The sequence below is a fragment of the Hydrogenophaga sedimenti genome, assembly GCF_051857515.1.
Lineage (GTDB): Bacteria > Pseudomonadota > Gammaproteobacteria > Burkholderiales > Burkholderiaceae_C > Hydrogenophaga.
In genome coordinates this window covers 18,532-44,040 of record NZ_JBPZHA010000016.1, presented here as the reverse complement: position 1 = coordinate 44,040, position 25,509 = coordinate 18,532, and the positions used below count along the sequence as shown (strand labels likewise).

Below are 25,509 nucleotides of genomic sequence, written 5' to 3'. Positions count from 1 at the left end.
AGCGACCGCATGCAACTCTTTGCCCACGCGCACGCCACGCACCCGCAGTGGCGCATGGCCGCGGCCCTGGTGCTGGCGCAGCTGCGCGCGCAGATGGCGCTGCCCGGCTACGCCGCCACGCCGTCGCTGGCCCTGCTCTACATCACAGACCACTATGCGCCGCACGCGCAGGACATCCTCGACCACCTGAGCGCCGAGCTGCCCGAAGTCACCGACTGGGCGGGCACGGTCGGCGTCGGCATCGCGGCCAACAACGTCGAGTATTTCGATGAACCCGCGCTGGCGGTCATGCTCTGCGACCTCAGCCCCGACCAGTACCGCGTGTTCAGCGGCGTCGCGCCCCTGCCGCCAGGCGGCAGCGACGCGGCCGGCTTCGTGGCCCACACCGCGCTGCTGCACGCCGATCCGGGTGCGCACGACCTGGGCGAGCTGATCGTCGAAATGGCCGAGCGCACGCAATCGGGCTACGTGTTCGGCGGCCTGGTCGGCAGCCGCTCGGCCAGCGTGCAGTTCGCCACCAGCAGCGCCGGCCACCTGCGCGGCCAGGGCGCCGTCGGCGGCGTGTTCACCGGCGGCATCAGCGGCGTTGCCTTCGGGCCCGAGGTCGCGCTGATTTCGCGCGTGACCCAGGGCGCGCAACCGATCGACCGCGAACGCGAGATCACCGCGATCGACGGCAGCCTGGTGCTCACGCTCGACGGTGAACCTGCGCTGGACCTGCTGCTGGACGAACTGGGGGTGTCGCTGGCACAACCCCAGCAGGCGATGGAGCGGCTGCGCCGCACCCTGGTGGGCCTGACGCTGCCGCAACACCGGCTGGACGACGCCCCGGTGCAGCGCCACGGCCAGTTCGGCCCGGAAGTCATGGTGCGCCACATCATCGGCCTGGACCCGGCGCGGCGCGGCGTCGCGATCGCCGAGCACCCGCCGTTGGGCGCACGGCTGGCGTTCTGCGAACGCCACGCTCAGGCCGCGCGCGCCGACCTGATCCGCGTCTGCAGCGAGATCCGAGAGGAACTGGCGCCCGAGACCCTGGGCATGGGCGGCATGGACGCCGACCCGGTGGAACAGGACCCGGCGCCACCACGGCGCATCACCGGCGCGGTCTACGTGAGCTGCTCGGGCCGGGGCGGCCTGCATTTCGGCGCGCCCAGCGCCGAGCTGCAGATCGTGCGCCGCGCGCTGGGCGACGTGCCGCTGGTGGGCTTCTTCGCCGGCGGCGAGATCGCGCACCAGCAGCTCTACGGCTACACCGGCGTGCTGACGGTGTTCACCGCCGCAGCATAGAAAACGCCTCGAACTCCCAGCTGCGCATCGCCAGCACCAGCGTGTAGCCTTCGCGGTCCTTCTGGGCCAGCTTCTGGTCGGTCTGGTGCTGTTGCGCGAAATCCTGCGCGACGCGCTGCAGGCGTTCGAGGAACACCGGCGCCAGCGCCCGGCTGACCGAACCGTGCACCAGCATCAGGCCCTCGCCGCTGCCGTCGAAGCCGCCCGCGAAGTAGTCGAGCAGCGCATGCTCGCGGAAGTAGTTCATCACCGGCCCGTGCGGCCGCCAGCGGAAGGTCTTGGCCAGCTTGAGGCGGTAGCGGTTGAGCGGCCGCAGCTCGATGATGCCGATGCGGTCGAGCTGCGCGAGGTACTTCACGCACTCGGCCTCGCTCAGCCGGTAGGCCGCCGTCATCTGCTCCAGCGTCCACTGGCTGAGCACGCAGATCGCCACCAGCAGCAGCTTCTTGTCGGCCACCACCGCCCGCTCCTGCTCGGCCGTCATTTCCTTGAGCAGGGGTTGCGCGTCGGCCACGCGGCGCGCGAGTTCGGCGAAGTCGATCTTGAGCGCACGGCAGATTTCATCCACCCGCGTGAGCGACATGTCGCCCTTGGCCAGCATGCGCTTGACGCTGGATTCGGCCATGCCCAGCGCCTGCGCCAGATCGGCGTAGGTCATCTGCGCGGCCTTGAGTTCTTTCTTGATGGTGGCGACGAGGTCGAGGGTGGTGCTCATGGCGCATCAGGTATCGGATGGCGATACCGGCGGTGAATGGATGGGCCACTGTATCGCAGAACAAGCCCCGGCAAGCCGCCGACCGCGACACTGTGGCCGCCGTTCCACCCCGTCCGGAGTTCCCCATGCGATTGCCCTCCACCAGCCCCCATCCCGCGCTTTCCGCCTGGGCCACCGCCCTGCTCTCTCTGTGGCTGATGGCCCTCTGGGCCGGCCCGCTGCTGCTCACCGCCCTGGAAGCCACCACCGGCATCGCGCTGAACCCGCACGGTCACTCCCATCTCTACGCGCATGGCCATCCCTTCGTCGACGCACGCACCTTGCTGGGCCTGCCCAACGCGATGGATGTGCTGAGCAACGCGCCGATCGCGGTCGCCGGGCTGTGGGGCCTGTTGGCGCTGCGGCGCAGCCATTGGTCCGGCGCGACGCGACAGGCCGCTCAGGTGTTCTTTGTCGGCCTGCTGCTCACCGGTTTCGGCTCGGCCTGGTACCACCGGGCACCCGACGCGGAGGGCCTGGTCTGGGACCGCCTGGGCATGGCCGTGACCTTTGCCGGCGCGCTGGCGCTGGCCGTGGCCGGGCGCGTGGGCGAGCAGCCAGCCCGCCATGCGCTCTGGACGGCACTGCCGCTGGCGGTGCTGTCGGCCATGCTGCCCGCCGCGAACGGCAACGTGCTGCCCTGGGCCGTGGTGCAGTTCGGCGGCATGGCGCTCATCGCCTGGCTGGCGCTGCACCAACCGGTGGTCGGCGCAGCCGGCATCCGCCTGGGCGCGCTGATCGGCCTCTATGCGCTGGCCAAGGGGCTGGAGCTGGGCGACGAGGCCGTGTTCCATGCGACCGCCGAGACGGTCTCCGGCCACAGCCTCAAGCACCTGGCCGCTGCCTGCGCCGCCTGGCCCGTCATTGCCGCGCTCAGCCCGCGAGGCAGCAAGGCGCCAGCGCGCCTGCGGCAGAATGCAGCGGGCCGCGCCGCGTGAACCCCACCCGCAGGACCCCACAGGAGGAGACCCGAATGTCCATCCCGCAAGCCGCGATGACCGCCGACGCCGTCGCGCACGCCAGCCACACCAGCCAGTTCGCCCTGCTCACGCAGCGGCGCTTCGGCCCCTTCTTCTGGGTGCAGTTTCTCGGCGCCGGCAACGACAACGTCTTCAAGTTCGCCTTCACCGTGCTGGTCACCTACCAGCTGCAGGTGCAGTGGCTGCCGGCCTCGATGGCGGGGCTGGTGATCGGCGCGCTGTTCATCTTTCCGTTCCTGCTGCTCTCGGCGACCAGCGGGCAGCTGGCCGACAAGTACCCCAAGGAAGTGCTGATCCGGTTCGTCAAGAACCTGGAGATCGCGATCATGCTGCTGGCCGGCTGGGGATTCATGCAGCAGAACGTGCCGATGCTGCTGGGTTGCGTGTTCCTCATGGGCGTGCACTCCACGCTGTTCGGCCCGGTCAAGTTCGCCTACCTGCCGCAGCATCTCTCCGAGCGAGAACTCACCGGCGGCAACGGCATGATCGAGATGGGCACCTTCGTGGCCATCCTGCTGGGCAACGTGGCGGGCGGCCTGCTGATTGCACTGCCCCTGGTCGGTCCGAGCTATGTGGCCGCGGCCTGCCTGCTGCTGGCCGTGCTCGGCCGCGTGCTGGCGCAGGCCGTGCCGGTGTCGCCTGCGACCGATCCCAGCCTGCAGATCAACTGGAACCCTTTCACCGAAACCTGGCGCAACCTGCAGCTCGCGCACGGCAACCTGGTCGTGTTCCGCTCGCTGCTGGGCATCAGCTGGATGTGGTTCTTCGGCGCGGTCTTCCTGAGCAACTTCCCCGCCTTTGCGCGCGACACGCTGCACGGCGACGAGCAGGTCGCTTCGCTCTTGCTGGTGGTGTTTTCGGTCGGCATCGGCGCGGGCGCGCTGCTGTGCGAGATCCTGAGCCGCCGCCATGTGGAGATCGGCCTCGTGCCCATGGGCGCGATCGGGATGACCGTGTTTTCGGTCGACCTGTACTTCGCCTCGCGCGGCCTGCCGCCGCACACCGTCGCGTTGACGCTCGGCCAGTTCCTGGGCGAGCCGGCCCACTGGCGCGTGCTGGCCGACCTCGCGCTGCTCTCGCTGTTCGCCGGCATCTACAGCGTGCCGATGTACGCGCTGATCCAGATGCGCAGCCAGCCCACGCACCGCGCCCGCATCATCGCGGCCAACAACATCCTCAACGCGCTGTTCATGATCGCCAGCTCGCTGCTGGCCGGCGCGCTGCTCAGCGCGGGCTTCACGATCAGCCAGCTGTTCCTGACCATCGGCCTGGCCAACGCCGTGGTTGCGTTCTACATCTTCATGATCGTGCCCGAGTACCTGCTGCGCTTCGTGGCCTGGATCGCCTCGCGTTTCGTCTACCGCTTCAAGGTCACGGGCGACCTGAACATCCCGACCGAAGGCGCGGCCGTGCTGGCCTGCAACCACGTCAGCTTCGTCGACGCCGTGCTGCTGATGGCAGCCAGCCCACGCCCGATCCGCTTCGTGATGGACCACCGCATCTTCAAGGTGCCGGTGCTCGGCTGGCTGTTCAAGCTGGCCAAGGCGATCCCGATCGCACCGCAGAAGGAAGACCCCGCGACCTACGAAGCCGCGTTCCGCGAGGCGGCGAAGGTGCTGCGCGAAGGCGACCTGCTGGGCATCTTCCCCGAAGGCGGCATCACGCGGGACGGCAGCCTGCAACCCTTCAAGGGCGGCATCATGAAGATCCTTGAACAGGCCAAGGCCGACGGCGTGCAGGGCGTCACCGTGATTCCGATGGCGCTGACCGAGCTCTGGGGCTCGTACTTCAGCCGCATCGAACTCAGCGGCGGACAACCGACCGCCATGGTCAAGCCGTTTAGGCGCGGGCTGTTCAACCGGGTGGGGCTGAATGTGGGGGAGCCTGTGGCGGCGGAAGGTGTGACGCCGGAGGGGTTGCGGGAGCGGGTGGCGGGGTTGATGGGTTGATGGGTTGAACGTCGATACCAGAGGAGGAAGCGATGGCAGCACCCGGTGGTCCTGACGAGGAAACTTGGAAACGAATGAGCCCGCTGGCCAAGCGGATCTACTAGTTCTTTGTGGTGGTCTTTTTGGTTGTGTGGGGAGGGGCTTTAGTTTGGAGGTTTTTCCACTGAGCTCCCTGGATACGCCTTCGGAAGCCAGCTGACAGCAATCGCTGGCGGCCTGGTGATGGTCTGGTTAAACACGTCACTGGTTTGAAATTGCCATTCCATCCAATCTGGTTTGGTGACGAGTCGTTGCTGTGATGACGGTCATCATTGGCCGTATTCATGGCTCATATCGAGCAATGGCTGGTCAACCGTCGCAAATAAATCGCACTTGGTGTTCGCGGGAAAGTATCGGATATCGCGCCTAGGAGATTGATCTTGCGATCCCGGCGGATGAACTCTGCCTCGAAGCTGAGCCAATCGCCCCACCATCCGCCCCATGTTCAACAACCCATCGAGGTTTCACATGGCAAGCGGTTCCCGTTCTCCCTTCATCGCGATGCGCGACACCCGCGCCTGGCAGCTCCAGGTCTGGGTCTCGTTCGGCATCGCCGTCTTTCTCTGCGCCACTGGCCTGGCCTGGTTGCCCGGCCAGGACCTGGACCGTGCGTTCATGGTGATGGGCTATGTGTTCTGTCTGTCGACGGTGTTCGTGCTGTCCAAGGCCGTGCGCGACACGCAGAAGGCCAGCCTGTCGGGTGAACCCGAGACGCCGATGTGGCGCTTCGTGGTCTGGGGCGGCTTCGCGGTGGCGATGGGGCTGACGGCCTGGGGCTTGCTGCGCATGGAGATCAACGAGACCTACAAGGCTTACCTGGGCGTGAGCTGGCTCTACCTCGTGACCTCGGCGTTCACGCTGGCCAAGACACTGCGCGACCGCCACGAGGCCGACCTGATCGACCACCACCGCCATCAAGCCCACGTGCAGGAGCAATGACATGAACCACGTTTTCTTCAAGCAGATGCTGCTGGCCGCCAGCTTGAGTGCGGCCCTGGTGAGCGCCCCGGCGCGGGCGCAGAGCGAAGCCTCCCTCGTGCTGTCGGCCTTGCCGGTCGCGTCGGTGGTGGGCACGGGTTCGGCGGTCGCGGGCAGCGCGGCCGGCGGCGCGGTGGCGCTGAGTGCCTTGCCGGTCGCTTTGACGGTGAGCGGCGCGGTGCTGGTGGTGAAAACGGTCGAGGTGTCGGCGCGTGGCACGGTGATCGTGCTGGAGCGGGCGTCCGACGGCGCGCGGGCCAGCGTGGAGCTGACCGGGCGCGCGGCCTCGGGCGCTTCGGTGCTGGTCGGCCAGTCGGCGGTGGTGACGGTGATCGGTGCGGGCGTGCTGCTGTCGTTGGCGGGCGAGGTGCTGTGCTTCATCCCGAACGAGCTGGGGCGGGCCCTGCTGCACAACGAGCGACTGACCTACTGAGGAGCGATCATGAAGACCTTGACTGTCGCTCCCCATGGGCTGGCGCTCGCCGTGCTCCTGCTCGGCGCCACGGCCGCCCACGCCGGCCGCTCCTGTGAACAGCGCCCGCTGACGCCGCAGACGCTGACGCAGGGCCTGGAACTGGCGCAGCGCACGGCGCAGGCGCTGGACGCCGAGTTCGCCCGCAGCGGCGCGCGGGTGGTGGCGCTGGGCCGCGCGGGGCAGGACCTCTCGAAATACCAGCTGCGCTATTCGCACCTGGGCTGGGCCTACAAGACGACCGAGGGGCCGTGGCGCGTGCTGCACAAGCTCAACCAGTGCGGCACGGCCACCGGTTCGATCTACCGCCAGGGGCTGGGCGAGTTCTTTCTCGACGATCTGTGGCGACACGAGGCGGTGTGGTCGGTGCCGGCGCCGCAACTGCAGGCGCCGCTGTACGCCCTGCTGAACGACCGCAGCCGCAGCCTGCGCCTGCACGAGCGCGACTACAACATGGTGGCCTACGCCTGGGGCACGCGCTACCAGCAGTCCAATCAGTGGGCCATCGAAACCATGGCGATGGCGGCCGAACCCGGCGTCACCACCCGGGCACAGGCGCAGGCCTGGCTGGGCTTCAAGGGCTACCAGCCGAGCACGCTGCGCCTGGGACCACTGACGCGGATGGGCGCCAGCGCGGGTTCGGCCCACATCCGCTTCGACGACCACCCCAACGACAAGCGCTTCTCGGACCGCATCGAGACCGTGACGGTCGATTCGGTGCTCGACTGGCTGGCGCGCACCGGTCTGGGTTCGGCGCCGCAGCGCGTGGCCTTGTGATTCCCGCCGGGAGAGGACGCGACCATGACTTTTGGCACTGCCGCCAAAAAGCGGGGCACTGTACCGTCGTGCACCCTCGGGAATCTGGCCTCGCGCCCTGTCCCGTTGATCTGTCCCGCTGATTTCAGCGACACCTTCAGGAGCCCGTCATGCCACGCCCCACCGGTCAGTTCAGAGCAATGGGGATCGCCGCCATCGCATTGGCCCTCGCGGCCTGCGGCGGCGCCGATACCAGCCCGGCCACCACCCGATCCGGCCCGGCGTCCAGCGCCAGTGCCAGTGCCACCCCGCACGCCCCGGACGCTGCACTGACCGCGCAGTCGCTCGCACTGGCCGAAAAACAGGCGCAGCAGGCGGATCCGTCGACACCGCTTGACAACGTGCCGGCCGGCACGATCGCGGCCAAGCAGGCCTACACCTCGGGTGAGGTGGCGCGCAAGGCGCTGGCGGTGCGCATCCCGGTCTACCGCTTCTACAACAGCCAGACCGGCGCGCACTTCTACACCACCAGCGAGGCCGAGAAGAACAGCATCCTGGCCACCCTGCCGCAGTTCCACCTGGACGGCGTGGCGTTCCACGGTGCCAACACCTTCTCCCCCGGACTGAGCCCGGTCTACCGCTTCTACAACACGCAGACCGGCGTGCACTTCTACACCATCAGCGAGACCGAAAAGAACAACATCCTGGCCACCCTGCCGCAATACCACCTCGACGGCCCGGCCTACCACGCCAGCCAGGTGGCCGGGGCCGGCCTGACGCCGCTGTACCGCTTTTATGTGTCCAGCCGGGGCTTCCACTTCTACACTGCGAGCGAAGCCGAGAAGAACAGCATCGTGGCGACCCTGTCTTCGGTCTACACCTATGAAGGCCCGGCCTACTACGTGCTGGCCACCGAATGGAAGGCCGAAAAGGTGCCGCACACCGGCGTGACCAACCAGCAGTGCTATCAGGCGACCCTCAACACGCCCGTCGACTGCAGCCTGCCGGCCACCACGTCGCTGAATGCGCAGCAGGATGGCCACCGCACGGCCATCAACACGATGAGCTACAGCGCTTACGGCGCCTACCCGACCACCGCCTGCATCAAGGACAACGTGACCGGGCTGATCTGGGAAGCGAAGACCACCGACGGGGGCATTCGCGACAAGGACAAGCTGTACACCAAGCTGAACAACGGCCTGTCGACCGACGTCTACCCCTTCATCGCCGCCGTCAACGCCAGCAACCTGTGCGGATTCAGCGACTGGCGCCTGCCGACCCGCGATGAGCTGCTGGGCCTGGTCGACTACAGCTCGACCGTTGCACCGCGTGCCCAACTGGCCAACACCGGCCTCGACAAGCACTGGACATCCACCTCGGCACCCGGATATTCGCAAAGCTCGTACTACGTCGACTTCACCTGGGGCGACTCGGCGGTCTACGACCACAGCTACCCGCAGCGTGCCCGCCTGGTCCATGGCACGGCCCAGACCGGCCCCCGCTCCATCGTCAGCACGGTCGCCTATGGCAGCGACGCCGCCAACAACACCGTCAGCGACACCCGCAGCGGCCTGCAATGGCGCCGCTGCGAAGAAGGACGCACCTGGAATGGCAGCATCTGCACCGGCACGGTGAGCTATTTCAACACCCACGAGTCTGCGCTGGCCTACGCCCAGAGCAAGGCCGGCTGGCGCCTGCCCAACATCAAGGAACTGGCCAGTCTGACGGACCTCAGCGCCCGTCCCGCGGCCCTGGACCCCACCGTCTTCTCGGCGGACCAGTCGAACTACCACTGGGCGTCGACCCCGGAAATGCTGGCCACCAACCCCGGCTACGCCTGGGCGGTGCTGTTCAATGGCGGCTACGTCACCCGGGGCACACGCAGCGGCAGTCCCTTCGCGATCCGGCTGGTGCGCGACATCCGGTAAGCGCTTCCCCCTGCCAGGGTGATGTGGTTCATGGGCTGCGACAATCGCCACCCATGAACCACACCCATGTCCTCACCCTCTCCTGTCAGGACCGACCGGGCATCGTGCATGCCGTCTCGGGCTTCCTGCTGGAGCGCGGCGGCAACATCGAAGAAGCCGCCCAGTACAACGACCACGACACCGGCCTGTTCTTCATGCGCGTGCAGTTCACCTGCGCGACGCTGAGCCCGGACGAGCTGCGCACGCACCTGACGGCGTTCGCCGAGCCGTTTGCCATGCGCTGGAGCCTGAACCCGCTGGCCGAGCCGATGAAGACCGTGCTCTTCGTCAGCAAGGAAGGGCACTGCCTGAACGATCTGCTGTTCCGCTGGAAGAGCGGCCTGCTGCGGCTGGACATCCGCGCCATCGTCAGCAACCACCGCGACTTCTACCAGCTGGCCGCCAGCTACAACATTCCCTTCCACCACATCCCGCTGACGGGCGCCACCAAGGCGCAGGCCGAGGCGAAACAGCTGGAGGTGATCCGCAGCGAGGGCGCCGAGCTGGTGGTGCTGGCGCGCTACATGCAGATCCTCTCGGACAACCTCTGCCGCGAACTCTCGGGCAAGGCGATCAACATCCACCACAGCTTCCTGCCCAGCTTCAAGGGCGCCAAGCCGTATTACCAGGCGCACGACCGCGGCGTGAAGCTGATCGGCGCCACCGCCCACTACGTGACGGCCGACCTGGACGAAGGCCCGATCATCGAGCAGGACGTGGCCCGCGTGGACCACACCGATGGCGTGGAAGACCTGACCGCCCTGGGTCGCGACACCGAAAGCCAGGTGCTGGCCCGCGCGGTGAAGTGGCACAGCGAGCACCGCGTCTTGCTGAACGGTCACAAGACCGTCGTCTTCAAGTAACCAGATGACGATCAGGATCCCGCCCATCCAGTGTCTGCTGACGTTTGAAGCGCTGGCGCGCCTGCGCAGCGTGACGCAGACCAGCGAAGAGCTGTGTGTCACGCCCAGCGCGGTGAGCCACCGCATCCGGCAGCTGGAGCAGATCCTGGGCACCAAGCTGTTCGGGCGGGCGGATTTTTCCCTCACGACCGAGGGCATCGAGTACCTGGCCCAGGTGCGCGAAGGGCTGACCGCGCTGCAGAAGTTCCCGAGCAACACCGCTTCGCCGGGCCGGCGCAAGCTCAAGCTGGCGGTGACGCCCACGTTCGCGCGTTCCATCCTGCTGCCGCGCCTCAAGCAGTTCTCCGACGCCTACCCCGAGATCGATCTCACGCTGCAGGTCAGCATCCCGCTGCTGGACGTGGTGGCCGAAGACGCCGACCTGATGATCCGCTTCGGCACCGGCCGCTACGCCGACGTGGAGCACGTCTGCGTGATGAAGGACGAGATCACGCCGCTGGCGTCGCCCGCGTTCGCTCGCGAACACGGCCCCTTTGACACCGCGCAGGACCTGGAAGACCTGCCGCTGCTGCGCAGCCCGCTGGAGCCCTGGCGCACCTGGTTCGCGGCGCACGACCTGGACTGGCCCGAACCGGTCGACGGTTCGCAGTTCAACGACATCGGCCTGATGTGCGACGCCGCCGCCGCCGGCATGGGCATCGCCCTGGTGCGGCTCAAACTGGCAGCGCCCTGGCTGGAGCACGGCACCCTGGTGCCGCTCTACCCGCGCCACGTGCCCAGCCCGCACGCACACTACCTGTGCTGGCGGACCGGCACCATGGACCGCTGGGAATGCGCGGCGTTTGCCGAGTGGCTCAAGAATTCCCTGAGCTGAACCCGCGCGACGCCGGCGCGAAATGCACCTGAACAAGGATGCGGTGGAACCGGCTTCGCCGGGCCACACGCATCGCCCCCTGTGGGTGATGCCGCAGGCGGCGCGGGGAGTTACTCGATATTTAAGCGCTGACCGGCCAGCGCGACCTTCTTGGGCAGCGTCAGCGTCAGCACCCCGTTCTCGTACTTCGCCTTCGACTTCTCGTTGTCGATGTCGGTCGCCAGCTGGAAGCTGCGGGCCACGGCGCCGTAGTAACGCTCGGTGCGCAACACCTTCTCTTCCTGGCCCTGGCTGTCCTGCTGCTGGATCTCGGCGCGCAGGGTCACCACGCTGCCTTCCACCGTCACATGGATGTCTTCCTTGGACACGCCCGGCACCTCGGCCACCACGGTGTAGGCCGACGGCGTTTCCTTCACGTCGATCTTGATCTGCGAGGGCGAGGGCAGGCTGTCGCCGTGCAGGGGACGGACATAGAAACCGGGCGCGACGTCCTTGAAGAAGTCGTCGAACAGGCCGGTGCGAGCGATCAGATGGTTCATGGTGGACTCCTGAAATCGGGTGGGTGGATTCGGGGGGCCGGCGGTTCCGGCCCCGTGCAGAACAGATAGAACCTGGCGCGCGCTTTTCAAGACCCGGCGGAGTTGACCCAACTCAAACCCGCTCAACCGGCGCTGCAAGTTTCTTCAATGCGCAACCGGGCTGGCCGCCGTAAACTGCCGCGCATGAACGCCCCCACCACCCCGACCGAAGTCACCCGCGCCGAGCGCGCCGCCCGCCAGGCCGAGGTGGTGCGCGCCCTGCAGGGCGTGCTGCCGGCCCACGCCCTGCTCTGGCAGGCCGAAGACACCGTGCCCTACGAATGCGACGGCCTGACCGCCTACCGTGAGCGGCCGCTGGTGGTGGCCCTGCCGGAGACCGAGGCGCAGGTCGCCGCGGCACTCAAGGCCTGCCACGCGCTGAACGTGCCGGTGGTGGCCCGCGGCGCCGGCACCGGCCTGTCGGGCGGTGCGATGCCGCACGCCCTGGGCGTGACGCTGTCGCTGGCCAAGTTCAACCAGATCCTGTCAGTCGACGCCCGCTCCCGCACCGCCGTCGTGCAGGCCGGTGTGCGCAACCTCGCCATCAGCGAAGCGGCAGCGCCACACGGCCTGTACTACGCCCCGGACCCGAGCAGCCAGATCGCCTGCACCATCGGCGGCAACGTGGCTGAAAACTCCGGTGGCGTGCACTGCCTCAAGTACGGCCTGACGGTGCACAACGTGCTGCAGGTGCGTGGTTTCACCGTCGAGGGCGACCCGGTCACGTTCGGCGGCACCACACTCGACACGCCCGGCCTGGACCTGCTGTCGCTGGTGATCGGCAGCGAGGGCATGCTGGCCGTCGTGACCGAGGTGGTGGTCAAGCTGGTGCCCAAGCCGCTGCTGGCGCGCTGCATCATGGCCAGCTTCGACGACATCCAGAAAGCCGGCGACGCGGTCGCGGCGGTGATCGCCGCCGGCATCATCCCGGCCGGGCTGGAGATGATGGACAAGCCGATGACGGCCGCCGTGGAAGACTTCGTGAAAGCCGGCTACGACCTGAGCGCCGAAGCCATCCTGCTGTGCGAGAGCGACGGCACGCCCGAAGAGGTGGAAGAAGAGATCGGCCGCATGAGCGCGGTGCTGCGCGGCTGCGGCGCCACCGCGATCGCGGTCAGCCAGGACGAGGCCGAGCGCCTGCGTTTCTGGAGCGGCCGCAAGAACGCCTTCCCCGCCTCGGGCCGCATCAGCCCGGACTACATGTGCATGGACTCGACCATCCCGCGCAAGCGGCTGGCCGACATCCTGATCGCCATCGGCGAGATGGAAAAGAAATACGGCCTGCGCTGCGCCAACGTGTTCCACGCCGGCGACGGCAACCTGCACCCGCTGATCCTGTTCGATGCCAACGACCCCGACCAGCTGCGCCGCTGTGAACAGTTCGGCGCCGACATCCTGGAAACCAGCGTCGCCATGGGGGGTACCGTGACCGGCGAGCACGGCGTGGGCGTGGAAAAAGTCAACAGCATGTGCGTGCAGTTCTCGGCCGAGGAAAACGCCCAGATGTTCGCGGTCAAGCGCGCTTTTGATACCAAAGAGCTACTCAATCCGGGCAAAGTCATCCCGACCCTGCAACGATGTGCCGAGTACGGAAAGATGCTGGTCCGAGGCGGACAGCTCAAGCACCCGGATTTGCCCCGGTTCTGACCTCCACATTTCACGGTTGATCCGGGGCGCCCTGCGGTACAGTGGAAAGCGATGAGCGCCATCCACCGCTTTCCAGGGAACACCGCCAGACAGACACCCGCAGACGACGGGGTGCCGGAGCGTGGTCGCGCCGGTGCGGCCGACAGCCCGGTGGTGCAGACCGAAACCCCCGACCCCTACGGCGCCCTGTTCGCGGCCCTGGGCAGCGTGTTCCCGATCGGCATGTTCCGCATCCAGCCGGACGGCACGCTGCTGAGCGTCGACACGATGCTGCAGCAGATCTTCGGGCTGGAGAAGGAAGCGTTCACCGACTACGGCTGGATGCAGCGGGTACATCCCGAGGATCTGGCCCGGCTCAAGGAGCACTGGGCCCACGGTGTGGCCGTGGGAGAAAGCACCAGCCTGGAGTTCCGGATCCTCCGCCCCGGCACCGACGCCGTCACCCATGTGGTCGCCCGCAACATCCCCCAGTTCGATGCACAGGGCACGCTGATCGGTCAGCTGGGCTTCGTCCAGGACATCAGCCAGCTGCGCAAGCTCGAAGCCGAGGCCCGGATCAAGGACGAACTCAACCGCCAGATCATTGCCAGCAGTCCCGACTGCAACAAGGTGCTGGATCTGGATGGTCATGTGCTGCAGATGACCGCGCAGGGATGCCGGCTGGTGGAAGTCGACGACTTCGAGCAGGTGCGCGGCAGCGACTGGACCACCTGGTGGCCCGAAGCCACCCGGCATCTGGCCCGCAACGCGCTGGAGCAGGCCAAGAGGACCGGCAGTGCCCGCTTCATCGCCGCCGGCACCACCTTCAAGGGCACACCCAAGTGGTGGGACACCGTGGTCTCGCAGATCACCGACAGCCAGGGCAAGGCGGTGATGCTGCTGGCGGTGTCCCGCGACGTCACCGAGACCCACGAGCAGCAAAAGCAGATCCAGCAGCTCAATACCGACCTGGAGTCCCGGGTGCAGGCGCGCACGGCCGAGATGGCGGCGCTCAACGAGCGCCTGCGGCAGACACTGCAGGAGGCACAGACCCTCTACAACCAGGCGCCCTGCGGCTACCACTCGGTGGACGCCACCGGCCTCTACGTGATGATCAACCAGACCGAACTGGACTGGCTCGGGTACACGCGGGGCGAGGTGATCGGGAAGGTGCGCTTCCGCGATTTCGTGCAACCGGCACACAAGCACGTGATCCAGGACCGGCTGAAGAAGCTGGTGGCCGGCGAGAAGCTGGATGCGGCCGAAGTGGGCATGCTCCGGCGCGACGGGTCCACCTTCGTGGCGCTGCTCAGCAGCACCGCGGTGGTCGACAACGAAGGCCGGTTTGTCCGCACCAACAACACCCTGGTGGACATCACCGCCCGCAAGGCGGCCGAACAGGCCTTTGTGGCGCAGGGCCAGTTCCTGCAGACCATCACCAACAGCATTCCGGTCCAGTTCGCGTTCTTCGACACCGGCCTGATCTGCCGCTTCGCCAACGCGGCCTACGCGCGCTGGACAGGCACCCGCTCCGAAGACATGGTCGGGCTGCACCTGAGCCAGATCGCCAGCCCCGAGACGTATTCCAGTGCGCAGGCGCGGCTGAAGGCCGCACTGGCCGGTGAAGCGCAACACTTCGAAGGGTCACGCACCTTCCCCGACGGCCACAGCTTTTACGCCAGCATCCAGTACACGCCGTACTGGCAGGACGGCCAGGTCAATGGACTGTTCATCCAGCTGGTCGACATCACCGAGCGCAAGGCCTCCGAAGACCGGGTGCAGCAGGCCAACCTGCAGCTGGCCGAGGCCCTGTCGCAGGCTCAGACGCTCTACAACCTGGCCCCCTGCGGCTACCACTCGCTCGACCGCGAAGGCAAGTACGTGTCGATCAACGACACCGAGCTGCAGTGGCTGGGGTACCGGCGCGACGAAGTGATCGGCAAGCTCAGCTTCCGCGATGTGGTGCTGCCCAACCGGGTTCCGCTGCTGGAAAACCGGATGGACACCCTCATCCGCGACGGCGTGCTCTCGGGCGCGGAATACGAGATGCGCCGCAAGGACGGCTCGGTGTTCCATGCCCTGCTGTCGTCGGCGGCGGTGTGTGACGAGCAGGGCAACTTCCTGCGCAGCAACACCACGGTGGTCGACATCACGCAGCGCAAGCAGGCCGAGATGGCCCTGCGCGAGAACCAGCGGTTCCTGCAGACGGTGACCAACCACGTCCCGGGCGTGATCGCCTACCTGGACGCGATGCTGCGGTACCGCTTCGCCAACGACGAACACAAGCGCCTCTACGGCATGGACCCGACCAAGATCCTGGGTCTGCATGCGAGCGAATGCCTGCCGGAAGAGATCTGGCGCGACATCCAGCCCAGGCTGCAGGGTGCGCTGGACGGCCATACCCAGCACTACGAAGCCTGGCGCAAGGCGCCCGATGGCAGTTCGTTCTACATCAGCGGCACCTTCCTGCCCAACACCATCGACGGGCTGGTGCAGGGCGTGATCGTGCAGATCATCGACATCACCGAGCGCAAGCGGGCCGAAGAGCGCGTGAACCAGCACAACGACGAACTGGAAGTGCGCATCCGCGAACGCTCGATGGAACTGCTGGAAAGCGAGCAGCGGTTCCGGCTGATGGCCGACAACCTGCGCGAGTACTGCATCTTCTTCATGGACGACCAGGGCCGGGTCACCGACTGGACCGACAGCGCCCAGCGCATGGAAGGCTTCTCGCCCTCCGAAATGCTCGGCCAGCATTACGCCAAGCTGCTGGAGCAGGACAACCCCGAGGGCGCGATGGAAGGCGCGGTACAGATGCTGCGCATGGCCGCTTCGCGCGGGCAGCACGAGCTGCACAACTGGCAGTCCCGCAAGGACGGTTCGCGCTACTGGTCACACTCTCTGCTGATCGCGCTGCGCGACGACGCGGGCGAACTCAAGGGTTTTGCCAAGATCAGCCGCGACATGACCGACGCCAAGCGGCTGGACGACCTGATGCGCAACATCAACGACGAACTGGAAAACCGGGTCGTCGAGCGCACCGAGCAGTTGCTGGCCGCCAACAAGGACCTGGAGTCCTTCTCCTACTCGGTCTCGCACGACCTGCGCTCGCCGCTGCGCCACATCTCCAGCTTCGTCAGCCTGCTGGAAGAACACCTGGCGCAAAACGGCGACGACACCACGCTGCGCTACCTGGGCACCATCGGCAACTCGGCGCGCCACATGAGCCAGCTGATCGACGGCCTGCTGGCCTTCTCGCGCCTGGGCCGCGCAGCCGTCAATGTGATGGCGGTGGACTTCACCATGCTGGTGGAGGCCGTGGTCAGCCAGATTGCCCACGACACCGAAGGCCGCGTCGTGGACTGGGTGATCGCCTCCGACCTGCCTGTGGTGCAGGGCGACGCGCTGCTGCTGCGCGAGGTCTGGGCCAATCTGCTGGGCAACGCCTTCAAATACACCCGCCCCCGGGAACGGGCCCGCATCGAGATCGGCTGGAGCGTCGATCCCGCGGTGGGCTACACCTTCTACGTGAAGGACAACGGTGTCGGCTTCGACACCAAATACGCGCAGAAACTGTTTGGCGTGTTCCAGCGGCTGCACCGTGCCTCCGATTTCGAGGGCACCGGCATCGGCCTGGCCCTGACTCGCCGCATTCTGGAACGGCACGGTGGTAGCATTTGGGCAGAAAGCCAACCGGGGGAGGGCAGCGTGTTTCACTTCTCGCTGCCGTTTGAAGGCTGCAGCCCTTCAGAGACGTCACCAGACTCCATACCCGCCGCCTTGGAACCATGAATAAGAACGCAGAAGCCATCCTGCTCGTCGAGGACAACCCGGACGATGCCGAACTGACCAAACTGGCGCTGGCGCGCCACGGTCTGGACGGTCGTGTCACCCACGTATCCGACGGCATGCAAGCCCTGGACTACCTCTACCGCCGCGACGCCTTCGCCGACCGGCCCGGCGGCAACCCGGTGCTGGTGCTGCTGGACCTGAAAATGCCCCTGCTCGACGGCATCGGCGTGCTCAAGGAAATCAAGAGCTCCGACGCGTTGCGCAACATCCCGGTGGTGGTGCTGACCTCGTCGACGGAACCGAGCGACCTGCAGCGCGCCTACGACGCCGGCACCAACGCCTACATCGCCAAACCGACCGAATTCGCGCAATTCCTCGGTGCGATGAAGCATGTCTGCGAGTTCTGGATCAACATCAACCAGACCGCCCCGCAGTCGCCCAGCGCCGGCGTGCGCGCCACCGCCTTCGGCGAACTGAACTGAGCCGGTGGTCGCCCCGACCGGGCGGCCCGCACTCCACTCACCAGGGATCGATGCCGCCCCGCGCCTGCGGCTCGCGAACGCGCGCGCCCGCCAGGCCCTGCGCCAGCCAGCGCCGCGTGTGTGCCGGGTCGATGACGGCGTCGATTTCCAGCGTGGTCGCCATCTCGATGGCCGATCCGCGCGCCACCATCTGCGCCAGCAGCGACTGGAACAGGGCCTCGCGTTGCGGGCCATCAGGCAGCGCCTCCAGCTCCTTGCGGTAACCCAGCCGCACCGCGCCCTCCAGCCCCATGGCGCCGAACTCGGCCGAGGGCCAGGCGACCGTGAACACCGGTGCGTGAAAGCCACCCGCGGTCGTGCCCATCGCCCCCAGCCCGTAGCCCTTGCGCAGCACCACCGCAAACACCGGCACCCGCAGGTGCGCCGCGCGCACGAACAGCCGGCTGACGTGCCGCACCTGGGCGGTCGCCTCGGTGGCCGGCCCGACCATGAAACCGGGCGTGTCGACCAGGCTGACGATGGGCAGCCCGTGCGCGTCGCACAGCTGCATGAAACGCGCGGCTTTGTCGGCCGCGTCGGCGTCGATGGCGCCGCCCTGGTGCAGCGGGTTGTTGGCCATCAGGCCCACCGGCCGGCCTTCGATGCGGCCCAGCGCGGTGTGGATGCCCACGCCGAACCCCGTGCGCAACGGCAGCAGGCTGCCCGCGTCGACCAGGCCCAGCATCGCCGGGCGGCTGTCGTAGGCGCGCACCCGGTTTTCGGGGACCACATCGCGCAAGGCTTCGCCGTCGGGGACGGTCCAGCCGGTCGTGCTCCCCTGGAAAAACGACAGATAGTGCTTCGCGGCCGCGACCGCCCCGGCCTCGTCGTCCACCAGGATGTCGATCACGCCATTCGCGTGCTGCACGTCCGACGGACCGATCTGCTCGGGCCGGAACACGCCGAGCCCGCCGCCCTCGACCATCGCCGGGCCGCCCATGCCGATGTGGCTGCCGCGCGTGGCGATGACCACGTCGCTGCAGCCCAGCAGGGCCGCGTTGCCCGCAAAACAGCGCCCGGCCGCGATGCCGACCACCGGCACCTGGCCGGACAGGCGCGCAAACGCCGCGAAGGTGCCGACGTACAGCCCTGCGACGATGGGCATGTCGGTGTCGCCGGGCCGGCCGCCGCCGCCTTCGGCGAACAGCACCACCGGCAGCCGCTGTTCGAGCGCAATGCCCAGCAGCCGGTCGGTCTTGGCGTGGTTGCGCATGCCCTGCGTGCCCGCCAGCACCGTGGCGTCGTAGGCCATGACCACGGCGCGCGAGCGCTCGGCGCCGAACGCCGCCCCGTTGACCGAGCCGATGCCGGTGACCATGCCGTCGGCTGGCGTGTTCGCGATCAGGTCCTCGGCGCTGCGGCGGCTGCGTTGCGCCGCCACCGCCAGCGCGCCGTATTCGAGGAACGAACCCTCGTCGCACAGGTCGGCGATGTTCTCGCGCGCGGTGCGCAGGCCCAGGGCGTGGCGTTTGGCGACCGCATCCGGTCGCGCGGCGTCGTGCAGGAATCGCTCACGTTGGCGCAGCCGGGCCAGATCGGCCCGCTCGGCGTTGACGGCAGGCGCGTCGGACCGGGCCGGCTCCCCCGCTGGCGTGCCTGCCGCGACCGGCGCGAGCACCAGCAGGGCGTCACCCTCGTGCACCACGTCCCCGGCGACACACAACACCTCCGCCACGCAGCCGTCCGCGTCGGCGCGCAGCTCGTGTTCCATCTTCATGGCCTCGACGATCACCACCGGGTCACCCGCACGCACCGTGTCGCCCACGGCAACGCACACCTCAACGACCTGGGACTGCAGCGGAGCGCAAAAGGGGTTCATGGCGGCATTGTTCCGCCGGGCCTTGCCGCCCCCGGTCAAGCGCGCGACATGGCGCTCAGACCATGGCGCTCAGCCCGCGAACAGCGCCACGTTGCCACCCGCGGCGGTGGTGTTGATGGTCAGGGTCTGTTCGGCGCAGAAGCGCAGCAGGTAGTTGGGCCCGCCGGCCTTGGGGCCGGTGCCGCTCAGACCTTCGCCGCCGAAGGGCTGCACGCCCACCACCGCGCCGATCATGTTGCGGTTGACGTAGACATTGCCCACGCGCGCCGCCATCGCCAGCGCCTGCGAGCGGCTGTCGATGCGGGTCTGGATGCCCAGCGTCAGGCCATAACCCAGCGCGTTGATCTGGCGGACCACGTCCAGCGGGTCGCCGCCCCAGCGCACCACCTGCAGCACCGGGCCGAAGATTTCCTGCGTCACCTCGGCGATGGCGCCGACCTCGAACATCTGCGGCGGCACCAGGTTGGGCAGGGCCTGCGCCGGGGAGGCTTCGGGCAGCAAAGCCTTGGCGCTGCCGCGCAGGCGTGCAACATGGCGCTGGATGTTGTCGAAGGCCTCGGCGTCGATCACCGGACCCAGGTCGGTGGTCAGCCGCGACGGATCGCCCGCCACCAGCTCCTTCGCCGCGCCCTGGATCATTTCGATCACGCCGTCGGCAATCGCCTCGTGCACGCACAGCAGGCGCAGGGCCGAGCAGCGCTGGCCGGCGCTGCGGAAGGCGCTTTGCACCACCGCGTCGGCCACCTGTTCGGGCAGGGCCGTGCTGTCGACCAGCATGGCGTTGATGCCGCCGGTCTCGGCGATCAGCGGCACGATGGGGCCGTCCTTGGCCGCCAGCGCGCGCTGGATGATCTTGGCCACCTGAGTCGAGCCGGTGAACACCACGCCGGCCACACCGGGCGCCGCCACCAGCGCCGCGCCCAAGGTCTCGCCCGGGCCGTGCAGCAGTTGCAGCGCGTCGGCCGGGATGCCGGCGGTGTGCAGCAGCTTCACGGCTTCCAGCGCCACGGCCGGCGTCTGCTCGGCCGGCTTGGCCAGCACCGTGTTGCCGGTCGCCAGCGCGGCCGCGACCTGGCCCATGAAGATGGCCAGCGGGAAGTTCCAGGGGCTGATGCAGACCCAGGCACCGCGGCCTTCGAGGCGCAGGGTGTTGCTCTCGCCCGTGGGGCCGGGCAGGGTCTGCGGCGCCTGGATGCGCTCGGCTTCGTTGGCGTAGTAGCGCAGGAAATCCACCGCCTCGCGCACCTCGGACACGGCGTCGCCCCAGGTCTTGTGCGCCTCTTTCACCAGCAGGGCGCAGAAGCGCGGCAGAGCCGTGTCGAGCGCGTCGGCGGCGAAGCGCAGCACAGCCGCGCGCTGCGCCACCGGCGTGTGGTTCCATGCACCGAAGGCGCCGACGGCGCGGGCGACGGCCTCGGTGGCGTCACCGGCCTTCGCTTCCACCACCACGGGCACGGTGCAAGCCGCGTGGGCCGCCAGCAGCTCGTCGCGCTGGGCGATCACCGTCAGGTCGCGCCCGCTGCTGTTGGCGCGCGCGGCGCCGTACAGGTCCATCGGCAACGGCAGCGAAGCCATCGGCTCCAGCCGCAGCGGCGAAATCAGCAGCTGATCCATGCCCACCGACTCGTCGGCCAGCTGGTGCACGAAGGACGAGTTGGCGCCGTTCTCCAGCAGACGGCGCACCAGGTAGGCCAGCAGGTCGCGGTGCGCGCCCACCGGCGCGTAGACCCGGCAGCTCACCAGCGGGTTCTTCAGCACCTCGCGGTAGATGCCCTCGCCCATGCCGTGCAGGCGCTGCAGTTCAAACGGCACCGCCTGGCGCGAACCCATCTGCAGGATGGCGGCGATGGTGCCGGCGTTGTGCGTGGCGAACTGCGGAAAGATCGCATCCGGTGCGTCCAGCAAGGCCTTGGCGCAGGCCAGGTAGCTCACGTCGGTGTGGTGCTTGTGGGTGAACACCGGGTAGGCGGCCAAGCCCTGTTCCTGCGCGCGCTTGATCTCGGCGTCCCAGTAGGCGCCCTTGACCAGGCGGCACATGAATTTGATCTTGTATTGCCGGGCCAGCGCCGCGATGTGGCCGATGAGTTCCACCGCGCGGGTCTGGTAGGCCTGCATGGCCAGGCCCAGGCCTTCCCAGCGCGGGCAATGTTCGGCCACCAGCGCGGCCAGGGCCTCGAACACGTCCAGCGAGAGTTCGAGCCGGTCCACCTCTTCTGCGTCGATGGTCAGGTTGAGGTTGGCCGCCGCCGCGGCGCGGCACAGCGTCCACACGCGCGGCACCAGTTCGCTCATCACGCGCTCGTGCTGCGCGTCTTCGTAGCGCGGGTGCAGGGCGCTGAGCTTGATGGAGATGCCGTCGTTTTTCGCCGGGTGGCGCGCCGGGTCCGCGCCCTGGGCGATGGCGGCGATGGCGTTCTCGTAACTGGCCTGGTAGCGCAGCGCGTCGGCCTGGGTGCGCGCGCCCTCGCCCAGCATGTCGTAGCTGAACTGGAGGTTGGGTTGCTTCTTGCGCGCCGCCGTCGCTTCCTTCATGCCCTCGCCAATCGTCTGGCCGAGCACGAACTGGCGACCCAGCAGCTGCACCGCGCGCAGCGTGGCGGCCACCACGGTGCGCGCACCCAGCTTGGCCATCAGGCCTGGCTCGTGGCCCGCGTCGGGCAGGAAGTGCTTGGACATCGCAATGGCGGTGGACGACAGGCGCGCCAGCGTCGAATCGGCGGCGCCGTCGAAGTCCGCGCGGCCCAGTTGATCGGCGGTCAGCGCGATGGCGGTTTCGGCGTCCGGCACGCGCAGCAAGGCTTCCGCCAGCCGCATCAGTGCCAGGCCCTCGGCGCTGGAGATCGGGTACTCCTTGAGCAGGCTTTCCATCGCCCAGAAGGGCGGCGGGTTCTCGCGCACCGCGCGCACCCAGGGGGCCGCGACGTGGGCGGCCGCCGCCCAGTCCATCGCACCCTGCAGCGCGGCCAGGCGCTGGGCCACGGTCTCGGCCTCGGGCCGGTAGGGAAAGGGCAGGCGGTCGGTGGTGCGGGGCATGGCGGGTCTCCTGAAACGGGACAAGGTGGTGAATGTCCGGAGTCTGAAGAAGCTTGCGATGAATTTTTCGCTGTTTTTTCAACTTCAACCGGATAATTCACTACCCATGAGCGAAGCCACCCACGAACTCGATCGCATCGACCTGCGCATCCTGAATGTCCTGCAGGCCGACGGCCGCATCGCCAACCTCAAGCTGGCCGAGGCCGTGGCGCTCTCGCCCACCGCCGTGCTGGCGCGCACCCAGCGCCTGCAGCGTGACGGCTACATCCTGGGCTACGAGGCGCGGTTGAACCCGCTCAAACTCGGCCGCGGGATGATGGTGTTCGTGGAGGTGCTGCTGGACCGCACCACCCCCAATGTGTTCAACGAGTTCAAGGCCGCGGTGCAGGTGCGCGACGAGATCATGGAATGCCACATGGTGGCCGGCGGCTTCGATTACCTGCTCAAGACCCGCATGGCCGACATGGCCGCCTACCGCGACTTCGCCGGCAGCGTGCTCTGGCAACTGCCCGGCGTGCGCGAAACCCGCACCTACGCGGTGATGGAAGAAGTGAAGAACAGCAGCCGGCTGCCGCTGTGAGCGTTTGACGGCCATCAAACGCCGCTGCGGCAACGCCCATACCCACCAGATGCCCTATTCCCGCCCCGACCGGGCCGCAGCACAATCGCTGGAAAAGCTCCCCGTCTTCAACCACCCGAAAGGCTTATTCATGACCGCGCGCCCCTCCCGACTGCTGCTGAGCATCCTGCTGCTCGGCTCTGCCACCGCATTCGCCCAGAACGTCAAGCCCGGCCTCTGGGAGGTGCAGAGCAAGATGGGTGGCAACCCCGAAATGGAAAAGGCCATGGCCCAGATGCAGAAGCAGCTGGAGTCGATGCCGCCCGCCCAGCGCAAGCAGATGGAAGCGATGATGGGCAAGCAGGGCATGTCGGTCAACGCCGGCGGCGGCATGACGATGAAGATCTGCATCACGCCCGAGATGGCCGCCCGCCAGCAGTTGCCGACCCAGACCCAGGGCGACTGCACCACCAACATCACCTCGCGCAGCGGCAGCACCATGAAGATGGCCTTCGCCTGCAAGAACCCGCCCTCCAAGGGCGAGGGCACCTACACCCTGCAGGGCGACACCGGCTACTCGACCCACATGACCATCGAGTCGATGCAGGAGGGAAAGCCCCACAGCATGACCGTGGACGGTCAGGGCAAGTGGCTGGGCGCCGATTGCGGCGCGGTCAAGCCGATCCAGGTGCCACCCGCACCCAAGCAATGAGCGCGAGGCGCGCTCAGGCCGCCGCGGCGGGCTTGGGCGCGCGGTAGCCGAACACCGCCCGGCCCACCCGCACCAGGGTCGAGCCGGCGGCCACGGCCGCATCCAGGTCGTCGCTCATGCCCATGGACAGGGTGTCGAGCGCCATCCCTTGTGCGTTGAGCCGGTCGAACAGCGCCCTGGCGCGGGCAAACAGGTCCCGTTGCGCCTCGAAGCCCTCGGCCGGCTCCGGGATGCACATCAGCCCGCGCAGACGCAGACGTGGCAGGGCCGCCACCGCCTGTGCCAAGGCGGACAGTTCTTCCGGCGCCACACCCGACTTGTTGATCCCACCGTCCACATTGACCTGCAGACACACCTGCAGCGGCGGCAACCCGTCCGGACGCTGGTCGTTCAGCCGCTGTGCAATCTTGAGACGGTCGACCGACTGGACCCAGTCGAAGTGTTCGGCCACCAGCCTGGTCTTGTTGCTCTGCACCGGGCCGATGCAGTGCCACTGCAACGGAAGGTCCGGGCGCAGGTGCCGCAACGCGAGCACCTTCTCGACGCCTTCCTGGATGTAGTTTTCGCCAAACACCCGTTGCCCGGCGTCCACCGCCTGGGCCACGTCGTCGGGGCCGAATGTCTTGGACACCGCCAGCAAAGTGACCAACCGCACATCGCGGCCGGCCGCTGCACAAGCCTGGTCCAGCCGCTCCCTCACCCCTTGGAGATTGCCTGCAATCGTCGTCATAATCAGTCCGTTACACCAACACTGCACGGGACCCCGGGATGGATATCACCCAACTGCTCGCCTTCAGCGTCAAGAACAAAGCGTCCGACCTCCATCTCTCGGCCGGGCTCCCACCCATGATACGGGTGCACGGTGACGTGCGACGCATCAACGTCGAGCCGCTGGACCACAAGATGGTGCACAGCATGGTGTACGACATCATGAACGACAGCCAGCGCAAGCAGTACGAAGAGTTCCTGGAGTGCGACTTCTCGTTCGAAATCGAAGGTCTGGCGCGTTTCCGTGTCAATGCCTTCAACCACAACCGCGGTGCCGGCGCCGTGTTCCGGACCATTCCGAGCAAGATCCTGACCCTGGAGCAGCTCAACGCGCCCAAGATCTTCGGGGATCTCGCATTGCGCCCACGCGGCCTGGTGCTGGTCACCGGCCCGACCGGCTCGGGCAAGTCGACCACGCTGGCCGGCATGGTCAACCACCTCAACGAAAACGAGTACGGCCACATCCTGACCATTGAAGACCCGGTCGAGTTCGTGCACGAGTCCAAGAAGTGCCTGGTCAACCAGCGTGAGGTCGGGCCGCACACCCTGTCGTTCTCCAACGCCCTGCGCTCGGCGCTGCGCGAAGACCCGGACGCGATCCTGGTGGGTGAAATGCGCGACCTGGAAACCATCCGGCTGGCGATGACCGCCGCGGAAACAGGCCACCTTGTCTTTGGCACGCTGCACACCTCCAGCGCCGCCAAGACCATCGACCGGATCATCGACGTGTTCCCGGCCGAAGAGAAGGACATGGTCCGTGCCATGCTGTCGGAATCGCTGGTGGCCGTGATCTCTCAGACCCTGTGCAAGGTCAAGGATGGCAGCGGTCGGGTGGCCGCGCACGAAATCATGATCGGCACCAGCGCCATCCGCAACCTGATCCGCGAAGCCAAGGTGGCGCAGATGTACTCTGCGATCCAGACCGGCCAGAACGTCGGCATGCAGACGCTGGACCAGAACCTCTCCGAGATGGTCAAGCGCAACCTGATCAGCCCCGCCGAGGCGCGCAGCAAGGCGAAGATTCCGGAAAACTTCCCCGGGTAGATGCATCCCCCCCGTTGCTTGCTCGCTGCGCGTAGCCGCATACCCCCCAGGGGGCAACGCGTGCGGCCCGGCAAAGCCGGTTCCGCCGCGTTCTGGACCAGCACCTTGCTTCGGTGACCAATGTGACCCGTCGAGACA

General features: G+C 67.6%; 19 protein-coding genes and 1 pseudogene. 15 read left to right on the top strand and 5 right to left on the bottom strand.

Annotated elements, in window-relative coordinates:
- Positions 1-9: 9 nt before the first annotated feature.
- Positions 10-1,287: an FIST signal transduction protein gene (locus ACS5NL_RS20805; RefSeq protein ID WP_439355877.1), complete on the top strand. Its 1,278-nt coding sequence runs from the start codon at positions 10-12 to the stop codon at positions 1,285-1,287.
- Here ACS5NL_RS20805 and ACS5NL_RS20800 read toward each other — a convergent pair.
- On the bottom strand, positions 1,271-2,002 hold the full coding sequence (locus tag ACS5NL_RS20800) for a helix-turn-helix domain-containing protein (protein WP_439355876.1): 732 nt from the start codon (positions 2,000-2,002) through the stop codon (positions 1,271-1,273). The genes ACS5NL_RS20805 and ACS5NL_RS20800 overlap by 17 nt on opposite strands.
- A 125-nt stretch (positions 2,003-2,127) precedes the next feature.
- Between ACS5NL_RS20800 and ACS5NL_RS20795 the strand changes: the two genes are divergently transcribed.
- From ACS5NL_RS20795 to ACS5NL_RS20760, 8 genes are all read left to right on the top strand, one after another.
- Positions 2,128-2,979 carry a hypothetical protein gene (locus ACS5NL_RS20795; RefSeq protein WP_439355875.1) on the top strand — a complete coding sequence of 284 codons (852 nt, stop codon included), beginning with the start codon at positions 2,128-2,130 and terminating at the stop codon, positions 2,977-2,979.
- A gap of 35 nt (positions 2,980-3,014) precedes the next feature.
- On the top strand, positions 3,015-4,970 hold the full coding sequence (locus tag ACS5NL_RS20790; RefSeq protein ID WP_439355874.1) for an MFS transporter: 1,956 nt from the start codon (positions 3,015-3,017) through the stop codon (positions 4,968-4,970).
- Positions 4,971-5,477: 507 nt separating this feature from the next.
- Positions 5,478-5,948, top strand: a complete 471-nt coding sequence (locus ACS5NL_RS20785; RefSeq protein WP_439355873.1) for a YiaA/YiaB family inner membrane protein — start codon at positions 5,478-5,480, stop codon at positions 5,946-5,948.
- A 1-nt stretch (position 5,949) separates the two neighbouring features.
- Entirely contained in the window at positions 5,950-6,420 is a 471-nt protein-coding gene (locus tag ACS5NL_RS20780; RefSeq protein WP_439355872.1) for a hypothetical protein, read from the top strand.
- 9 nt (positions 6,421-6,429) lie between these two features.
- On the top strand, positions 6,430-7,236 hold the full coding sequence (locus tag ACS5NL_RS20775; RefSeq protein WP_439355871.1) for a DUF2145 domain-containing protein: 807 nt from the start codon (positions 6,430-6,432) through the stop codon (positions 7,234-7,236).
- Between the two features lie 149 nt (positions 7,237-7,385).
- Complete coding sequence (locus tag ACS5NL_RS20770) at positions 7,386-9,143, top strand: DUF1566 domain-containing protein (RefSeq protein ID WP_439355870.1); 1,758 nt, start codon at positions 7,386-7,388, stop codon at positions 9,141-9,143.
- Between the two features lie 53 nt (positions 9,144-9,196).
- Positions 9,197-10,045, top strand: coding sequence for a formyltetrahydrofolate deformylase (gene purU, locus ACS5NL_RS20765; protein ID WP_439355869.1), 849 nt, complete (start codon positions 9,197-9,199; stop codon positions 10,043-10,045).
- A gap of 4 nt (positions 10,046-10,049) precedes the next feature.
- Positions 10,050-10,919 (top strand): LysR substrate-binding domain-containing protein, encoded by an 870-nt coding sequence (locus tag ACS5NL_RS20760; protein WP_439355868.1) that lies wholly within the window; start codon positions 10,050-10,052, stop codon positions 10,917-10,919.
- 110 nt (positions 10,920-11,029) lie between these two features.
- Here the strand turns inward: ACS5NL_RS20760 and ACS5NL_RS20755 are convergent, their stop codons facing one another.
- Positions 11,030-11,458 (bottom strand): Hsp20/alpha crystallin family protein, encoded by a 429-nt coding sequence (locus ACS5NL_RS20755; RefSeq protein WP_439355867.1) that lies wholly within the window; start codon positions 11,456-11,458, stop codon positions 11,030-11,032.
- Between the two features lie 183 nt (positions 11,459-11,641).
- Here ACS5NL_RS20755 and ACS5NL_RS20750 point away from each other — a divergent pair, with 183 nt between their 5' ends.
- Genes ACS5NL_RS20750 through ACS5NL_RS20740 form a run of 3 tightly spaced genes read left to right on the top strand, consistent with a single transcriptional unit; the run spans position 11,642 to position 17,397 of the window.
- Positions 11,642-13,144, top strand: coding sequence for an FAD-linked oxidase C-terminal domain-containing protein (locus ACS5NL_RS20750; RefSeq protein WP_439355866.1), 1,503 nt, complete (start codon positions 11,642-11,644; stop codon positions 13,142-13,144).
- Positions 13,145-13,195: 51 nt separating this feature from the next.
- Positions 13,196-16,915, top strand: coding sequence for a PAS domain-containing sensor histidine kinase (locus ACS5NL_RS20745; RefSeq protein WP_439355865.1), 3,720 nt, complete (start codon positions 13,196-13,198; stop codon positions 16,913-16,915).
- Positions 16,912-17,397, top strand: coding sequence for a response regulator (locus ACS5NL_RS20740; RefSeq protein ID WP_439355864.1), 486 nt, complete (start codon positions 16,912-16,914; stop codon positions 17,395-17,397). Before ACS5NL_RS20745 ends, ACS5NL_RS20740 begins: the two co-directional genes overlap by 4 nt.
- 37 nt (positions 17,398-17,434) lie before the next feature.
- On the opposite strand, the pseudogene ACS5NL_RS20735 reads toward ACS5NL_RS20740, so the two are convergent.
- Both ACS5NL_RS20735 and ACS5NL_RS20730 read right to left on the bottom strand, forming a co-directional pair.
- A pseudogene (locus ACS5NL_RS20735) lies at positions 17,435-19,273 on the bottom strand (carboxyl transferase domain-containing protein); the annotation flags it as partial.
- A 51-nt stretch (positions 19,274-19,324) separates the two neighbouring features.
- Positions 19,325-22,288 carry an L-glutamate gamma-semialdehyde dehydrogenase gene (locus ACS5NL_RS20730; RefSeq protein WP_439355863.1) on the bottom strand — a complete coding sequence of 988 codons (2,964 nt, stop codon included), beginning with the start codon at positions 22,286-22,288 and terminating at the stop codon, positions 19,325-19,327.
- Positions 22,289-22,394: 106 nt separating this feature from the next.
- Here ACS5NL_RS20730 and ACS5NL_RS20725 point away from each other — a divergent pair, with 106 nt between their 5' ends.
- On the top strand, positions 22,395-22,868 hold the full coding sequence (locus ACS5NL_RS20725) for an Lrp/AsnC ligand binding domain-containing protein (RefSeq protein WP_439355862.1): 474 nt from the start codon (positions 22,395-22,397) through the stop codon (positions 22,866-22,868).
- Between the two features lie 130 nt (positions 22,869-22,998).
- On the top strand, positions 22,999-23,559 hold the full coding sequence (locus ACS5NL_RS20720) for a DUF3617 domain-containing protein (RefSeq protein WP_439355861.1): 561 nt from the start codon (positions 22,999-23,001) through the stop codon (positions 23,557-23,559).
- Positions 23,560-23,572: 13 nt separating this feature from the next.
- Here ACS5NL_RS20720 and ACS5NL_RS20715 read toward each other — a convergent pair whose 3' ends face one another.
- Entirely contained in the window at positions 23,573-24,289 is a 717-nt protein-coding gene (locus ACS5NL_RS20715; protein WP_439355860.1) for a YggS family pyridoxal phosphate-dependent enzyme, read from the bottom strand.
- A gap of 38 nt (positions 24,290-24,327) precedes the next feature.
- Between ACS5NL_RS20715 and ACS5NL_RS20710 the strand changes: the two genes are divergently transcribed.
- Complete coding sequence (locus ACS5NL_RS20710) at positions 24,328-25,371, top strand: type IV pilus twitching motility protein PilT (protein ID WP_439355859.1); 1,044 nt, start codon at positions 24,328-24,330, stop codon at positions 25,369-25,371.
- The last annotated feature ends 138 nt before the right edge of the window (positions 25,372-25,509 follow it).

Bases quoted from the DNA above. Each gene is read 5' to 3' on its own strand.
- ACS5NL_RS20785 (WP_439355873.1), top strand. From the start codon at position 5,478: ATGGCAAGCGGTTCCCGTTCTCCCTTCATCGCGATGCGCGACACCCGC.
- ACS5NL_RS20750 (WP_439355866.1), top strand. From the start codon at position 11,642: ATGAACGCCCCCACCACCCCGACCGAAGTCACCCGCGCCGAGCGCGCC.
- ACS5NL_RS20715 (WP_439355860.1), bottom strand. From the start codon at position 24,289: ATGACGACGATTGCAGGCAATCTCCAAGGGGTGAGGGAGCGGCTGGAC.
- ACS5NL_RS20760 (WP_439355868.1), top strand. From the start codon at position 10,050: ATGACGATCAGGATCCCGCCCATCCAGTGTCTGCTGACGTTTGAAGCG.
- ACS5NL_RS20770 (WP_439355870.1), top strand. From the start codon at position 7,386: ATGCCACGCCCCACCGGTCAGTTCAGAGCAATGGGGATCGCCGCCATC.
- ACS5NL_RS20755 (WP_439355867.1), bottom strand. From the start codon at position 11,458: ATGAACCATCTGATCGCTCGCACCGGCCTGTTCGACGACTTCTTCAAG.
- ACS5NL_RS20725 (WP_439355862.1), top strand. From the start codon at position 22,395: ATGAGCGAAGCCACCCACGAACTCGATCGCATCGACCTGCGCATCCTG.
- ACS5NL_RS20805 (WP_439355877.1), top strand. From the start codon at position 10: ATGCAACTCTTTGCCCACGCGCACGCCACGCACCCGCAGTGGCGCATG.
- ACS5NL_RS20800 (WP_439355876.1), bottom strand. From the start codon at position 2,002: ATGAGCACCACCCTCGACCTCGTCGCCACCATCAAGAAAGAACTCAAG.
- ACS5NL_RS20795 (WP_439355875.1), top strand. From the start codon at position 2,128: ATGCGATTGCCCTCCACCAGCCCCCATCCCGCGCTTTCCGCCTGGGCC.
- ACS5NL_RS20790 (WP_439355874.1), top strand. From the start codon at position 3,015: ATGTCCATCCCGCAAGCCGCGATGACCGCCGACGCCGTCGCGCACGCC.
- ACS5NL_RS20745 (WP_439355865.1), top strand. From the start codon at position 13,196: ATGAGCGCCATCCACCGCTTTCCAGGGAACACCGCCAGACAGACACCC.
- ACS5NL_RS20720 (WP_439355861.1), top strand. From the start codon at position 22,999: ATGACCGCGCGCCCCTCCCGACTGCTGCTGAGCATCCTGCTGCTCGGC.
- ACS5NL_RS20740 (WP_439355864.1), top strand. From the start codon at position 16,912: ATGAATAAGAACGCAGAAGCCATCCTGCTCGTCGAGGACAACCCGGAC.
- ACS5NL_RS20730 (WP_439355863.1), bottom strand. From the start codon at position 22,288: ATGCCCCGCACCACCGACCGCCTGCCCTTTCCCTACCGGCCCGAGGCC.
- ACS5NL_RS20710 (WP_439355859.1), top strand. From the start codon at position 24,328: ATGGATATCACCCAACTGCTCGCCTTCAGCGTCAAGAACAAAGCGTCC.
- ACS5NL_RS20780 (WP_439355872.1), top strand. From the start codon at position 5,950: ATGAACCACGTTTTCTTCAAGCAGATGCTGCTGGCCGCCAGCTTGAGT.
- purU (WP_439355869.1), top strand. From the start codon at position 9,197: ATGAACCACACCCATGTCCTCACCCTCTCCTGTCAGGACCGACCGGGC.
- ACS5NL_RS20775 (WP_439355871.1), top strand. From the start codon at position 6,430: ATGAAGACCTTGACTGTCGCTCCCCATGGGCTGGCGCTCGCCGTGCTC.